We start from the raw sequence: 14,711 nt of genomic DNA on the forward strand, positions 1-14,711 counted from the left end.
TAATGATGGCAGAGAGGTCACACCCGTTCCCATACCGAACACGGAAGTTAAGCTCTCTAGCGCCGATGGTAGTTGGGACCTTGTCCCTGTGAGAGTAGGACGTTGCCAGGCTAATATTATTCCGCAGTAGCTCAGTGGTAGAGCTATCGGCTGTTAACCGATCGGTCGTAGGTTCGAGTCCTACCTGCGGAGCCATTATGCTTCCATAGCTCAGCTGGTAGAGCACTTCCATGGTAAGGAAGAGGTCACCGGTTCAAGCCCGGTTGGAAGCTTGGGAATAGGTTTAAAACTTTTTTGGCCCGTTGGTCAAGTGGTTAAGACACCGCCCTTTCACGGCGGTAACACGGGTTCGAATCCCGTACGGGTCACCACTTTTGGAGGATTAGCTCAGCTGGGAGAGCACCTGCCTTACAAGCAGGGGGTCGGCGGTTCGATCCCGTCATCCTCCACCATATATATTTAAAATGTCGGAGGGGTAGCGAAGTGGCTAAACGCGGCGGACTGTAAATCCGCTCCTTCGGGTTCGGCAGTTCGAATCTGCCCCCCTCCACCATTTTCTTTAAAATAACCTGAGAGGGTTTATTTTTTTGAAAAGATAACCATACTAGTAAATATTAATGGGCTATAGCCAAGCGGTAAGGCAACGGACTTTGACTCCGTCATGCGCTGGTTCGAATCCAGCTAGCCCAGCCATTTACGAGCCATTAGCTCAGTTGGTAGAGCATCTGACTTTTAATCAGAGGGTCGAAGGTTCGAGTCCTTCATGGCTCATCATTTTTGCGGAAGTAGTTCAGTGGTAGAATACAACCTTGCCAAGGTTGGGGTCGCGGGTTCGAATCCCGTCTTCCGCTTAATTAATAAGGGGCCTTAGCTCAGCTGGGAGAGCGCCTGCCTTGCACGCAGGAGGTCAGCGGTTCGATCCCGCTAGGCTCCATCTAAATAAAAAAGCTTACATCATACGATGTAAGCTTTTTTTGTGTTTAAAAAGACAACTTTTATACTTGTCGTTTAAAATGAAGAAAACGTAAAAATAAGGGATGGGGAGATAATTGTGAAAGTTGTTATTGCATCTGATTCATATAAAGAAAGCCTAAAAGCTATAGAAGTATGTGGAGCTATTGAAAGAGGTTTTAGAGCAATTTTTCCTAATGCAGAGTATGTGAAAATACCAATTGGAGATGGAGGAGAAGGGACGGTTGAATCGCTTGTTGATGCTACAGGGGGGAGAATTATATCAATTAGTGTGACAGGACCGCTTAGAGAAGGTATACAAGCTTTTTATGGCATTTCTAAAGATAAAAAGACAGCGTTTATTGAAATGGCAGCAGCATCAGGATTACAGCACGTTCCAGTTGAAAAGCGCAACCCACTTATTACAACGACAAAAGGAACAGGAGAACTTATATTACATGCGCTAGATCAAGGAGTGGAGTACATAATTTTAGGACTTGGAGGAAGTGCTACAAATGATGGCGGGGCAGGTATGTTAGCGGCTTTAGGAGTAAGGTTTATAAATGGCAAGGGTGAAGTAATAGATTCATCTGGAGGCACATTACACTCGATTGTTACTATTGATTTTTCACGAATGGACCCACGCTTAAAGGGGGTAAAGATAGAAGCGGCATGTGATGTGGATAATCCATTAGTCGGAATGCAGGGAGCATCTTTCGTATTTGGGAGACAAAAGGGTGCAAATATAGAGATGATGAAAGAGCTAGATGAAAATTTACAACATTATGCGAATATGCTTAAACGATATGTATCTTTTGATGTATCTGAAATACCTGGTGCAGGGGCAGCGGGAGGAATGGGAGCGGCTGTTATTTCAGTGTTAAAGGGAGACTTGCGTAGGGGCATTGAAATTGTATTAGATTATACAAATTTCGATAAACATATAGAAGATGCAAATCTTATTATAACTGGTGAAGGTAGAATAGATAAACAAACTGCATATGGAAAGGCTCCTGTGGGTGTTGCGGGGCGTGCAAAACGTTTTTCTGTGCCTGTAATTGCTATTGGAGGGTCTGTATCATCTGATTATTCAGCTGTGTACGAGAAAGGAATAGATGCGGTATTTAGTATTACAACGAGACCGATGACACTAGAAGAAGCATATAAAGTAGCAGAAGAAAATATTGAAATGACAACGAAGAATATTGCAACAGTATGGAAAATAGCATCAGAAAAACACTTCTAAATATAGGAGTGTTTTATTATTATTTAATAATAGTGATTGCGATTGTTTCATTAAGTTAACTTTATACATAGAATAGTCTTAAAATTTGGTTTTCAACGTGAATATAAGTGAATAAATTGTATATCCATACAGAAAAATGTCGAGTTGAGTCAGACTATATAAAAGATTTAAAATATTTAGTGAAGGCATAAAAGGGGGATACTATCTATGAAAAAAGAAATCTCAGTTATTGGAGTTCCAATGGATTTAGGACAGATGCGTCGTGGAGTTGATATGGGACCGAGCGCGATCCGTTATGCAGGGGTAATTGAAAGAATTGAAGAAATTGGATATGACGTTAAAGATATGGGAGATATATGTATAGAGAGAGAAAAAGAGATAGATGAAAATACAAAATTAAGAAACCTTACACAAGTTGCAACTGTATGTAATGAATTAGCAAGTAAGGTGGATCATATTATAGAAGAAGGTCGTTTTCCACTTGTATTAGGTGGTGACCATAGTATTGCTATCGGTACATTAGCTGGTGTAGCAAAACATTATAAAAACTTAGGCGTTATTTGGTATGATGCACACGGTGATTTAAATACAGAGGAAACTTCACCATCTGGAAATATTCATGGTATGTCACTTGCAGCAAGTTTAGGTTATGGACATTCTTCACTTGTAGATTTATACGGAGCATATCCAAAGGTGAAAAAAGAGAATGTCGTAATTATCGGTGCGCGTGCATTGGATGAAGGAGAAAAAGATTTCATTCGCAATGAAGGTATTAAAGTGTTCTCAATGCATGAAATTGATCGTATGGGGATGACGGCTGTGATGGAAGAAACAATCGCATATTTATCTCATACCGATGGTGTACACTTATCATTAGATTTAGATGGTCTTGATCCTCATGATGCACCAGGTGTTGGAACACCTGTAATTGGCGGTCTATCTTATCGTGAAAGTCATTTGGCGATGGAAATGTTAGCAGAAGCTGATATTATCACATCTGCTGAATTTGTTGAGGTAAATACGATTTTAGATGAGAGAAATAGAACGGCAACAACAGCAGTTGCTTTAATGGGTTCTTTATTCGGTGAAAAACTAAAATAAATGTAAGAAAAGCAACTGAGAAGTTGCTTTTTTTATTTGAAAATAAGCGTATAATAATGATTTATATTATACTGTACAATAAAAATGTTTGACATCTTACCAATTTGAGCTAAAGGGGGTTGTTTGTAATTGTCGTTTGTTTCATGTATGGTATAATTAACTAGTTGTTGGAAATACATACAGATAGAGCATAAAACAATATTTCAATATATGGATAGAATTGCTCGTAAGTAGGAGGAAGGGATAGCATGCCTTTTGAAGATACGACCATTTTGAAATATCTTAGTACGGCATTAGATATTGCCATTGTATGGTTTATTATATATAAGCTAATTCTTATAATCCGAGGGACGAAAGCTGTTCAACTTTTAAAAGGGATTACAGTTATTATCGTCGTTAAGATGATCAGTATTTTCCTTGAATTGCGTACGCTATCTTGGCTAACTGAACAAGTATTAACGTGGGGATTTTTAGCCGTTATTATTATCTTTCAGCCAGAATTGCGAAGAGCACTTGAGCAGCTAGGGCGCGGGAGTTTATTTTCGCGTGTTGGAACGCATGAGGATGATGAACCTGAAATGGTTGCAACAGCGATAGCAAAAGCAACCGAATATATGGGGAAACGTAGAATTGGTGCATTAATTACTTTGTCAAAAGAGACCGGTATGGGTGATTATGTGGAAACGGGTATTCCGCTTAATGCAAACGTATCATCGGAATTACTTATTAATATTTTTATTCCAAATACACCTCTTCATGACGGAGCGGTAATTATGCAAGGAAGTACAATTAAAGCAGCAGCATGCTATCTTCCATTATCAGAAAGTCCGTTTATTTCTAAAGAATTAGGAACTAGACATCGTGCTGCAATGGGAGTTAGTGAAGTTACTGATAGTATTACAGTAGTTGTGTCTGAAGAAACTGGTCAAATTTCTTTAACGAAAAATGGTAAGTTGCATCGTGATTTGAAGACAGAACAGCTGAAAGATATGTTATTAGCTGAATTTAGTGGAAACGAAAAAACGACTTCTTCGTCTTTATGGAATTGGAGGAGAAAGCGTCATGGATAAGTTAATGGAGAATCATTGGTTTTTAAAAGGGATCTCATTACTATTGGCGTGTATGCTTTTTATGTCAGCGACGTTAACTGAAAAAAATACGACATCAGGTATATTACCTTTTGCAAATGATACGAAAGAAACATTAACTAATTATGCTATTAATCTTAAGTATGATGAGGAAAAATATATTGTAAGTGGTATTCCGGCAGAGGGCGTTAAAGTAAAATTAGAAGGCCCAAAAGCATCAGTTGCTACAGCAAAAGCAAAAAAACAATTTGACATACCGGTTGATTTGCGAGATAGTCCAAAAGGAACTTATGAGATTTCTTTAAAAACGAACGGGCTTCCAGATGATGTGAAAGGAACAGTTCAGCCATCAACAATTAAAGTTACTCTTCATGAAAAGGCGAGAAAATATGTTCATGTAGATCTGAAATTATCAAATGAGGATCAGATGCCAGCGGGGGCTACTCTAGAAAAATCAAGCCTTAAACCGGATACTGTTGAGGTAGTTGGGACGAAAGAAGAAATTGAAAGCATTTCATCTGCCAAAGCGTATGTTGATTTAAAAGGTGTTAATAAAACTGTTACAAAAACTCCCGAAGTTACATTATACAATAAAGAAGGAAAACGTTTAAATGTAAGAACAAGTCCATCTAAGATTAGTGTAACGTTGAATGTGGCAACGCAAACTACAGCCAATAATACTGAAAAAACTGTTCCTGTAACGTATACGAAGAAGGGGAGTTTAGCAGAAGGATTGGCGGTTACAAATATCAGTGTTGAACCGAGAGAAGTAACGATAGCTGGTCCAAAAGATATTTTGGATAATATACAATCTCTAGAGGGGGTCGAAGTAGATCTTAGTCAATTGACAGAGTCTACAACATTCGATGCCTCTGTTTTATTACCCAAGGGTGTAACAAGTGCAAAACCGAATCAAGTGAAGGTTTCAGTGGGAGTGCAAAAAACAAAACAAACGAAAACAAAAACGATTGATGGTATCCCAATCCAGAAAAATGGACTGTCTAAAGATGTTACTGCTCAGCTACTTTCGCCGCAAGATGGAAAGATAAGTGTTGATATTTCAGGAGAAGCAAGTATAGTAGATAAAATAACAGCTGCTCAAATAACAGCGGTAATTAATCTGCAAAATGTATCCTCAGGGACGAAAGATATTTCCATTCAAGTGAGCGGTCCTGGTAATATTTCAATAGAGCCAAAACAAAAAAGTGCTAAAGTTACTATTGTGAAGAAAGAAAAACCAGATAAAGAAGTACAGGGTAACGGTCAACAACCGGATTCAAATACGGATCAAGAAAATCAAAATGAGAAACCAAAAAATCCTGAACCTGATTCAGAAAAAGAACAGGAAAAGAATCAAAACCAAAATCAAAATCAAGATAAAGATAAAGATAAAGAAACGAGTCAAGAACCAACAGTAGATAATCAAAAAGAGCAAGAAAAAGGAGCGAATCATAATGGGTAAATATTTTGGTACAGATGGAGTACGCGGAGTTGCAAATAAGGAGTTAACACCTGAATTAGCTTTCAAAATTGGACGTTTTGGTGGTTATGTATTAACAAAAGATACAGATCGTCCAAAAGTAATTATCGGTCGTGATACACGTGTATCTGGTCATATGTTAGAAGGAGCTTTAGTAGCAGGCCTATTATCAACTGGAGCAGAAGTAATGCGCCTTGGCGTTATTTCTACACCGGGCGTTGCTTATTTAACAAAAGCACTAGATGCACAAGCGGGTGTTATGATTTCTGCATCTCATAATCCAGTACAAGATAACGGTATTAAATTCTTTGGTTCAGACGGCTTTAAATTAACAGATGAGCAAGAAGCTGAGATTGAAGCTTTATTAGACAAAGAAGTTGATGAACTACCACGTCCGACAGGTACTAATCTTGGACAAGTGAGCGATTACTTTGAAGGTGGACAAAAATATTTACAGTACATTAAACAAACTGTTGAAGAAGATTTCTCTGGCCTACATATCGCTTTAGATTGTGCACATGGTGCAACTTCTTCTCTAGCTCCATACTTATTTGCAGACCTAGAAGCTGATATTTCAACAATGGGAACTTCTCCAAACGGTATGAATATTAATGAGGGTGTAGGATCTACACATCCAGAAGGCTTAGCTGAATTGGTAAAAGAAAAAGGTGCGGATATCGGACTTGCTTTTGATGGCGATGGCGACCGTTTAATTGCTGTAGACGAAAAAGGAAACATCGTTGACGGTGATCAAATTATGTTCATTTGTGCGAAATATATGAAAGAAACTGGTCAATTAAAACATAATACAGTTGTTTCAACTGTTATGAGTAACTTAGGTTTTTACAAGGCACTTGAAGCAAATAATATTACAAGTGATAAAACAGCAGTTGGTGACCGCTACGTAATGGAAGAAATGAAGCGTGGGGGTTACAACCTAGGTGGAGAACAATCAGGCCATATTATCTTACTTGATTACATTACAACTGGTGATGGAATGTTAAGTGCACTTCAACTTGTAAACATCATGAAAATGACGAAAAAGCCATTATCTGAGCTTGCAGGAGAAATGACGAAATTCCCACAATTGTTAGTAAACGTTCGTGTAACAGATAAAAAATTAGCATTAGAAAATGAAAAAATTAAAGAAATTATTCGTGTTGTAGAGGAAGAAATGAACGGTGATGGCCGTATTCTTGTTCGTCCATCTGGAACAGAGCCACTTATTCGTGTAATGGCAGAAGCACCAACACAAGAAGTTTGTGATGCATATGTACATCGCATTGTAGAAGTTGTGAAAGCCGAAGTTGGCGCTGAATAATTAGCTGAATTTATATGAAAAAGGAGCACAAAAAGTGCTCCTTTTTCATATGTTTTATAGACGATGAAAAAAATTTCATTGACGGTTTATCCATGTTTGTTATAAGATGGTCTTGTTCTTTTTCTCAAAGGAAATATTGTAAATTATAAAAGCGCCAGAACTACAAATAGTGTAGTTGACGAGGTGGGGTTTATCGAGATTTCGGCGGATGACTCCCGGTTGTTCATCACAACCGCAAACTTTTACTTAAATCATTAAGGTGACTTAGTGGACAAAGGTGAAAGTGTGATGAGAGAAGAGGAACGGATGAAAACTAGCTGTATAAGTATATACGGACTTAAACCCAATCGAGAGGAAGGTGAAAGCCGTTACAAGCTTACAGGGCTAGCAATATGTAATCCGTTTTTTAGTATAAATAAAAATGGTATCGGACTATGTCGTTACATGTTCGCAGAGCAGTGTAAGCATTTGTAACGGCGACTAAACATGTGTGGAATCGTAGGATTTATTGGAGAGCAAGATGCAAAGGAAATTTTATTAAAAGGTTTAGAAAAGCTAGAATATCGTGGATATGATTCAGCAGGTATTGCAGTACAAGCAGAGAACGGTGTTGTTGTATACAAAGAAAAAGGCCGTATCGCAAAACTTCGTGAAATCGTAGATGAGAACGTAGCAGCAAGCGTAGGTATCGGACACACACGCTGGGCTACACACGGTGTTCCAAGTAAGGTAAACGCGCATCCGCATCAAAGTACATCAAAACGCTTTACATTAGTTCATAACGGTGTAATTGAAAACTATGAATTAGTGAAAAAGGAATATTTACAAGATGTAACGTTCGTAAGTGAAACAGATACAGAGGTTATCGTACAGCTTATGGAACAACAAGTGAGCACAGGATTAAGTGTAGAAGAAGCGTTCCGTAATACGCTATCTCTTTTACATGGCTCTTATGCAATCGGATTACTTGATGCTGAAAATCCAAACATGATTTATGTTGCTAAAAACAAAAGCCCGCTATTAGTAGGTGTTGGTGACAACTTTAATGTTGTGGCAAGCGACGCTATGGCGATGTTACAAGTTACAGATCAATTTATTGAGCTAATGGATAAAGAAATCGTAATCGTAACGAAAGAAAGTATTACAATTAAAAACTTACAAGGTGAAACGATTGAACGTGCACCGTTTACAGCGGAATTAGACGCAAGTGATATTGAAAAGGGAACATATCCTCATTTCATGCTTAAAGAAATCGATGAGCAACCACTTGTAATCCGCAATATAATTCAAAAGTATCAAGATGAAAATGGCGAAATTGAATTAAATCAAGACATCCGCAATGCGATTTTAGATAGCGATCGTATTTACATCATTGCATGTGGAACGAGTTATCATGCAGGTCTTGTTGGAAAACAATTTATCGAGAAGTTTGCAAAAATGCCAGTTGAAGTACACGTGGCAAGTGAATTCTCTTACAACATGCCATTATTAACAGAAAGACCATTCTTCATTTACATTTCACAAAGTGGTGAAACAGCTGATAGCCGTGCAGTACTTGTGCAAACAAATGAAATGGGCCATAAAGCATTAACAATTACAAACGTGCCTGGTTCTACGCTTTCTCGTGAAGCTGATTATACACTTCCGTTATACGCTGGACCAGAAATTGCAGTTGCATCAACGAAAGCTTACACAGCACAGCTTGCAGTACTTTCAATTTTAGCGGCTGATATTGCTAAAGCAAAAGGTGAAGTTCTTGATTTCGATTTAACACACGAACTAGGACTTGTAGCAAATGCAATGATAGAACTTTGTGATCAAAAAGAAGAAATGGACGCATTAGCAAAACAATTTTTAGCGACAACGCGTAACTGTTTCTTCATCGGACGTAGCGTAGACTTCTACGTAGGATTAGAAGGTGCGTTAAAACTAAAAGAAATCTCTTACATCCAAGCAGAAGGATTCGCTGGAGGAGAGTTAAAACACGGTACAATCGCTTTAATCGAAAATGGTACACCAGTTATCGCACTTGCTACACAAGAGCACGTAAACCTTGGAATTCGTGGTAACGTGAAAGAAGTAGTAGCACGCGGGGCTAACCCATGTATCATTTCAATGAAAGGCTTAGAAATGGAAGGTGACAGCTTCGTATTACCAGCTGTACACGAAGCGCTAGCACCGCTAGTAGCAGTTATTCCATTACAACTTATCTCATACTACGCAGCACTTCACCGCGAGTGTGACGTTGATAAGCCACGTAACTTAGCTAAGTCTGTTACTGTTGAGTAGGAGATTGGTAGGTTAATAAGTATAGTTATACGTTTGAAATAAATTAAAACTAAGAAAAAACTCTGTAAAAATCATTTTACAGAGTTTTTTTAGTTATTTATTGTTTTACATAACAAATTGTTACTTGTTCGTCTATGTGGAAAATCTGTAACGCTTTACCATCTAAATTTTTAACCTCATATGATGAATAAATAGGTCTTTCTAATTTCACTTCTTGACCATTTTGAGTTCCTTTTTCCACCATTAGCGTTAACTGATGGGAAGAAACGTCTGCTTGGTATGTTCCTGTTAAGTAATTATCTTTATTTGGATAAGAACCATTTGCATATGTTTCAAATGTCTTATCTGCTTTTAGGACTAACGTAGTTTTGACTCCGTCTCCGTAATCAATACCCCAATTACCTACAAGCTCTGTACCGTCTTTATAGTTGTTCTGTACATTCTTAAACTTAGCGGAATCCTCGTCTGGTGTATCAATTTTTCCTTTGAATATACCAGTTTTATCTTGGGTACTGTATGTTTTAACTGTATTACCACTAGATAAACTCGGTGAGTTAGAAGAACTAGTACCACTTGTTGTAGAAGTAGTTGTTGAACCACCCTTAGCTTCCGCTTTTAACTTATTAAATACAGGTTTCCAAATGCGTTTTGCTTCATCTAATTTATTGTTTGCTTTATCTATGATTGCATCATCCGTATCTTTAAGTGTTTTAGAGTAATCAAATAACTTCGATACTTCTTTGAAAGATTCTTTTAACTTTTGAACAGCTTTTACAATTTCCTTATGATCTTCTTTGTATTTTCCTGGTGCATCTATACGCTCTATTTTATTAAATACTTTATCTAAGTCTTTAATACTATCTCGTACCTCTTCATTTGACTTACTTCCCTTTTTATTATCCCTCACAGAAGCATCATAGTAATCTAGACGTCTTAATAAGTCTTCTTCAATGTCTACCATAAGTTGTGGGTAATCCTCAGGCAAAACCATAATCATCTTAACATCTTTACTTTCTTCTTTTGAGTTAGTTGATTTTTCCTTTGTTTCAGATGATTTACCTTCTGACTTAGTTGGATTTGTTCCTTCTGTCTTAGTTTCTTTACTTTCTTGTTTACCAGATTCAGTATTTGTTTTTTCTTTTTCTCCAAATAAATTTGTTACACTACAAGCTGACATAGAAACTACTAATCCGGATGCTAGTAAAATTTTACCTGTACTCTTTTTGAAATTCTTCATATGATTTTTCAATTCTCCCTTTAAAAACATAAAATAGATGTGCTTTAGCCCCTTTAAAACTAAAAAACATACCCCTTCTATATTTATTTTATAATACCTTTCTACGTATAATATTTTACAATTAATTACAGATATGGTCAAAGTTTATCTTAGTTTAACGATGTTCACAAAAAAGATGCGAAGCTTTATTCCTTCAAGTAAAGATTCTAAGTGAGTTTGGATTAAAATTTTTTTATAAAAATCTCATACTTAGTTAAAAAGAGTGATTCTATTTTGATCAATCGTTTTTTCAAAATGAATTTTTTTGTTGTTAAATAAAGATTTGTGACTTCATTTTTATCAAATTTTATTCTAAACCAACATATAGTTATAGCTTTAAAATAAATTTACAAATTTGTATCTAAAAGGGGTGTTTTTGTGTCGAAAAAGAACATCTAGAATTGGTAAGTGGATAGAACTCCATAGATTAAAGTTTTACTTTATCGACTTCACTTTTATTTATCTGAATTTTCCGTTATCATTTTAAGTATTCGTGAACAATTTCCTTTATTACGGCAAAAAGAGATGAGAGATTTATAGACATTTCAAGGGGGTATATTGATGAAAGTGAATGAAAAAACATATCTAAGTATAGAAGAGATTATTTCATTACCAACCGTATCAAGTACAAACATAAGTGATGATGGTAAAAACGTAGCATTTGTTAAGAAGACGGCTGATTGGAAAGACAATACATATAGGAATCATGTATGGATATATGAAAAAGATAAGAAGCAGAGTTACCCATTATCAAATGGTGATATAGATAGTACACACCCATTATGGTCTCCAGATGCTAGGTGTATCGCATATCTTAGTCCAGTTGGTGATGGGAAAAATCAGATATTTGTTAAGTCACTAGATGGTTATAGAGAGGTTCAAATTACCGATGAGAAAGAAGGAGTCAGTACATTCAAATGGGGTCATACTGGCAAGGGTCTTTATTATGTTACGCAGTCAAAAGAATGTGAGGAGATAAAGAAACGTAAGGACCTATATGGAGATTTTCAACATATAGGTAAGGAACACCAGAATAATTGTTTATATTACATTGAAATAGAGAAGGTGATACAAAGTGATACAGATGAACACGAGAACAGAGTCGTTTATCAATTAACGGATGGTAAGGATTTTCATATCCATGAATTTGATATTTCAAATGATGGTAAAAAGGTTGTATTTATGGCGACACCAAGCTCAAATATGGCAGATTATATAAATGGAGATCTATACATACTCCATATTAAAACTGGAGAGCTACAAAAGCTGAATGTGGATAAGTTGTTGGGAGGGAGTGTTTGCTTTTCTCCTGACGGCAGTAAAATATGTTACACAGCAAGCATAAGAGAGAAGGATTACTATAGAAACCACATACAAGATAGTACTTTAGAGATATATGATATAAATACCGGAGAGCTAATTCAACCTGTAACAAATTTTGATAGTACGGTTATGCCATTACAGTGGACAGCTAAAGGGGTTTTAATTAGGTGGCAGAATAAAACGAATTATCTTATTGGTTTGCTAGCCGAAGATGGCACTGTGGAAATATTAAGCGAAAAAGTAGATGGCTTTATAATGGATGCTTCTATAACAAAGGATGGCAAACATATATCCTACAATAAGGCAATAACAAATGAAACCTTTGAAATCTATTTAGACGATAAAAAAATAACGGATGAAAATAGCTTTTTCAAAGGGAAACTTAGAAGTAACAGGGAAATCATCTCATGGAAAAGTAGCGATGGTCTTGAAATAGAAGGTGTTTTATCAACGCCAGTAGAGTTTGACACTAATAAAAAATATCCTTTATTAGTAGTAATTCACGGCGGTCCGGCTTGGGCATCTTTTCCGATATTTTCAGACTGCTTCAATGAGAAATATCCGATTGAACAGTTTGTTGAAAAAGGCTTTATCGTTTTAGAGCCAAATTACAGAGGAAGTTCAGGTTATGGTAATGAATTTTTAAAAGCTAACTATAGAAAACAGGGGATTGCTGACTACGGTGATGTTATATCTGGAGTGGATGAACTAGTAGAAAAAGGGATGGTAGACAAGGATAGAGTAGGAGTTATGGGATGGAGCAACGGTGGATATGTATCAGCTTTCTGTTCTACGTTTAGTAGTCGGTTTAAAGCTATTTCAGTTGGCGGTGGAATCACTAACTGGAGTACCCATTATGTAAATACAGATATACCTTACTTTATTAGAATGTATTTAGGAAATACTCCATGGAATGACCCAGAGATATATACGAAGACATCACCTATGACGTATATTAAATCAGCTTGTACGCCTACCTTAATTCAACATGGGGAAAAGGATGCAAGAATTCCAATTACAAATGCATATGATCTATATCAAGGATTAATGGATATGGAAGTTGATACAGAATTAATTATATTTAAAGGAATGGCATATAGTTCTGACCAACCAGGAGTTCATGTGGCTATTATGAAGCAGAACTTGATGTGGTTTTCACACTATATTCTTGGAGAGAGTATGGAGGGTTTTAGGAATTTGTAAGGGATGTTTGTACAAGGCATAAGGTTGAAACGGTCTTCATATTGAGATGATTTATTATAAAATATATACTTAAACTACTATCAGTACATAAATCAGGGAGGACTAATATGACAGGAAATAAAAATGACTTACTAGTAGAAAAACGTGAAGAGTTATTGAAAGTATTGCAAGCTCGTTTTGAGAAAAACATGAACCGCCATGAAGGTCTTGAATGGGCTAAAGTTGAAGCGAAGCTGACTACTAATAATGAAAAAATGTGGTCACTTAACGAAATGGAAGTAACTGGTGGTGAGCCGGATGTTGTTGGTTATGATGAAGAAAAGGACGAATATACTTTCTATGATTGTTCAAAGGAGAGTCCTAAAGGCCGCAGAAGTCTTTGTTATGATCTTGAAGCGTTAGAATCAAGAAAAAAACATAAACCAGAAAATAACGTTATTGATGTTGCCAATGCTATGGGCATTGAGTTATTAACGGAAGAACAATATCGAGAGTTACAACAACTTGGAGATTTTGATATGAAATCATCGAGTTGGGTACAAACACCTTCAGATATTAGAGAGCTTGGTGGTGCTCTATTTTGCGATTATCGCTTTGGACATGTTTTCGTGTACCACAATGGAGCAGACTCTTACTATGCTGCCAGAGGTTTTCGTGGTTCGTTAAAAGTTTAAATTAGGATAAATAAGAAAAAGAGCCTATATTCAGGCTCTTTTTCTTATTTATATTTTAAAAGTAAATTGTTACTACGCAGTTTTACTTAATTTATATGTTCTGTGGTTGTTTTTACGGAAAAGTTTAGGGAAAACATAGCCATCTAATCCAATACGTCCAGCGTTCTGCCCTGCAACTAAAATGAACATAGTCAAAATAAGCAGGTTTGGGTTTACACTAACAGTTCCACTTAATAAAAATGAAAGATTCATTATGATTCCGAAAAATGCAGCTGTTTTTGTTAATCCGCCTAAAATCAAACCTAGACCTACTAAAATTTCTCCCCATTGAACTAAAAAGCTAAATAGGTCTGCGTTTGGAAGGACAAAATGTTGAAGAAAATCTGCCCACCAACTTTGTACTGCAGGGTGGTCACCTGATGCTTGAGCAATAGCACCCTTTAGAAAACCGCTTGCGTCAAAAGATTGTCCGAAGACTTTGCCTATCCCAGCAGCGAGCCATGTATATCCTATGTAAAGCCGTAAAAGTAATAATATGAAAGTAGCACGTTTATCAGTTCTTAAAAAATTGATAACCATTGAAATCCCTCCAATATTGTATTTACAAGTTTATTATATATCCAATGTGAAAAGATTCACAATGGAGAGAATGTGAACAAGGATGGGTTGTGAATAATTGTTTTATTTTTTGTAACATTTTATCTGCTTTGATAAACTAAGAATAGAGATATATGTAAAGGAGACAAAGACTCAATATGT

The 14,711-nt window shown here is 36.5% G+C and carries 11 protein-coding genes, 9 tRNA genes and 1 rRNA gene; 19 read left to right on the forward strand and 2 right to left on the reverse strand.

From position 1 onward, the window contains the following. The 17 genes from rrf to glmS form a co-directional block, all read left to right on the forward strand. Positions 1-111 (forward strand): 5S ribosomal RNA (rrf, locus tag ACTFRU_RS27780); the annotation flags it as partial. A 9-nt stretch (positions 112-120) separates the two neighbouring features. Next, positions 121-195, forward strand: a tRNA-Asn gene (locus ACTFRU_RS27785). A gap of 4 nt (positions 196-199) precedes the next feature. Further along, positions 200-272, forward strand: a tRNA-Thr gene (locus ACTFRU_RS27790). Positions 273-296: 24 nt separating this feature from the next. Next, a tRNA-Glu gene (locus tag ACTFRU_RS27795) sits at positions 297-371 on the forward strand. 5 nt (positions 372-376) lie between these two features. Next, positions 377-452 (forward strand) — tRNA-Val (locus ACTFRU_RS27800). 17 nt (positions 453-469) lie between these two features. Next, positions 470-553: transfer RNA gene (locus ACTFRU_RS27805), tRNA-Tyr, on the forward strand. A gap of 65 nt (positions 554-618) precedes the next feature. Beyond that, positions 619-693, forward strand: a tRNA-Gln gene (locus ACTFRU_RS27810). A gap of 5 nt (positions 694-698) precedes the next feature. Beyond that, a tRNA-Lys gene (locus ACTFRU_RS27815) sits at positions 699-771 on the forward strand. Between the two features lie 8 nt (positions 772-779). Continuing rightward, positions 780-851: transfer RNA gene (locus ACTFRU_RS27820), tRNA-Gly, on the forward strand. A gap of 10 nt (positions 852-861) precedes the next feature. Next, positions 862-934, forward strand: a tRNA-Ala gene (locus tag ACTFRU_RS27825). A gap of 117 nt (positions 935-1,051) precedes the next feature. Beyond that, positions 1,052-2,197, forward strand: coding sequence for a glycerate kinase (locus tag ACTFRU_RS27830; RefSeq protein WP_440037988.1), 1,146 nt, complete (start codon positions 1,052-1,054; stop codon positions 2,195-2,197). A 207-nt stretch (positions 2,198-2,404) separates the two neighbouring features. Further along, a complete protein-coding gene (gene rocF / locus ACTFRU_RS27835) occupies positions 2,405-3,298 on the forward strand; it encodes an arginase (RefSeq protein WP_000711563.1) in 894 nt (297 codons plus the stop codon). Between the two features lie 248 nt (positions 3,299-3,546). After that, the gene (cdaA, locus tag ACTFRU_RS27840; protein WP_001115697.1) at positions 3,547-4,368 is read left to right on the forward strand and encodes a diadenylate cyclase CdaA; all 822 of its coding nucleotides are present in this window, start codon (positions 3,547-3,549) and stop codon (positions 4,366-4,368) included. After that, positions 4,361-5,848: a CdaR family protein gene (locus ACTFRU_RS27845; protein ID WP_000359600.1), complete on the forward strand. Its 1,488-nt coding sequence runs from the start codon at positions 4,361-4,363 to the stop codon at positions 5,846-5,848. Before cdaA ends, ACTFRU_RS27845 begins: the two co-directional genes overlap by 8 nt. Then, the gene (gene glmM / locus ACTFRU_RS27850) at positions 5,841-7,187 is read left to right on the forward strand and encodes a phosphoglucosamine mutase (RefSeq protein WP_000521476.1); all 1,347 of its coding nucleotides are present in this window, start codon (positions 5,841-5,843) and stop codon (positions 7,185-7,187) included. Before ACTFRU_RS27845 ends, glmM begins: the two co-directional genes overlap by 8 nt. 288 nt (positions 7,188-7,475) lie before the next feature. Further along, positions 7,476-7,661: a hypothetical protein gene (locus ACTFRU_RS27855; RefSeq protein WP_001206405.1), complete on the forward strand. Its 186-nt coding sequence runs from the start codon at positions 7,476-7,478 to the stop codon at positions 7,659-7,661. Between the two features lie 12 nt (positions 7,662-7,673). Then, positions 7,674-9,476 carry a glutamine--fructose-6-phosphate transaminase (isomerizing) gene (gene glmS / locus ACTFRU_RS27860; protein ID WP_000334163.1) on the forward strand — a complete coding sequence of 601 codons (1,803 nt, stop codon included), beginning with the start codon at positions 7,674-7,676 and terminating at the stop codon, positions 9,474-9,476. A gap of 97 nt (positions 9,477-9,573) precedes the next feature. On the opposite strand, the gene ACTFRU_RS27865 is transcribed toward glmS, so the two are convergent. Next, positions 9,574-10,725 carry a DUF3994 domain-containing protein gene (locus ACTFRU_RS27865; protein ID WP_076876317.1) on the reverse strand — a complete coding sequence of 384 codons (1,152 nt, stop codon included), beginning with the start codon at positions 10,723-10,725 and terminating at the stop codon, positions 9,574-9,576. A 588-nt stretch (positions 10,726-11,313) separates the two neighbouring features. On the opposite strand from ACTFRU_RS27865, the gene ACTFRU_RS27870 reads away from it, so the two are divergent. Both ACTFRU_RS27870 and ACTFRU_RS27875 read left to right on the forward strand, forming a co-directional pair. Continuing rightward, positions 11,314-13,278, forward strand: coding sequence for a S9 family peptidase (locus ACTFRU_RS27870; RefSeq protein ID WP_016124181.1), 1,965 nt, complete (start codon positions 11,314-11,316; stop codon positions 13,276-13,278). Between the two features lie 107 nt (positions 13,279-13,385). Then, a complete protein-coding gene (locus ACTFRU_RS27875; RefSeq protein WP_000147394.1) occupies positions 13,386-13,952 on the forward strand; it encodes a DUF4256 domain-containing protein in 567 nt (188 codons plus the stop codon). Positions 13,953-14,024: 72 nt separating this feature from the next. On the opposite strand, the gene ACTFRU_RS27880 is transcribed toward ACTFRU_RS27875, so the two are convergent. Further along, positions 14,025-14,531 (reverse strand): DoxX family membrane protein, encoded by a 507-nt coding sequence (locus ACTFRU_RS27880; protein WP_000236368.1) that lies wholly within the window; start codon positions 14,529-14,531, stop codon positions 14,025-14,027. Positions 14,532-14,711: the final 180 nt, after the last annotated feature.

The sequence above is a fragment of the Bacillus cereus group sp. MYBK220-1 genome (genome assembly GCF_051916445.1).
In the GTDB taxonomy this organism is placed as follows: domain Bacteria; phylum Bacillota; class Bacilli; order Bacillales; family Bacillaceae_G; genus Bacillus_A; species Bacillus_A cereus.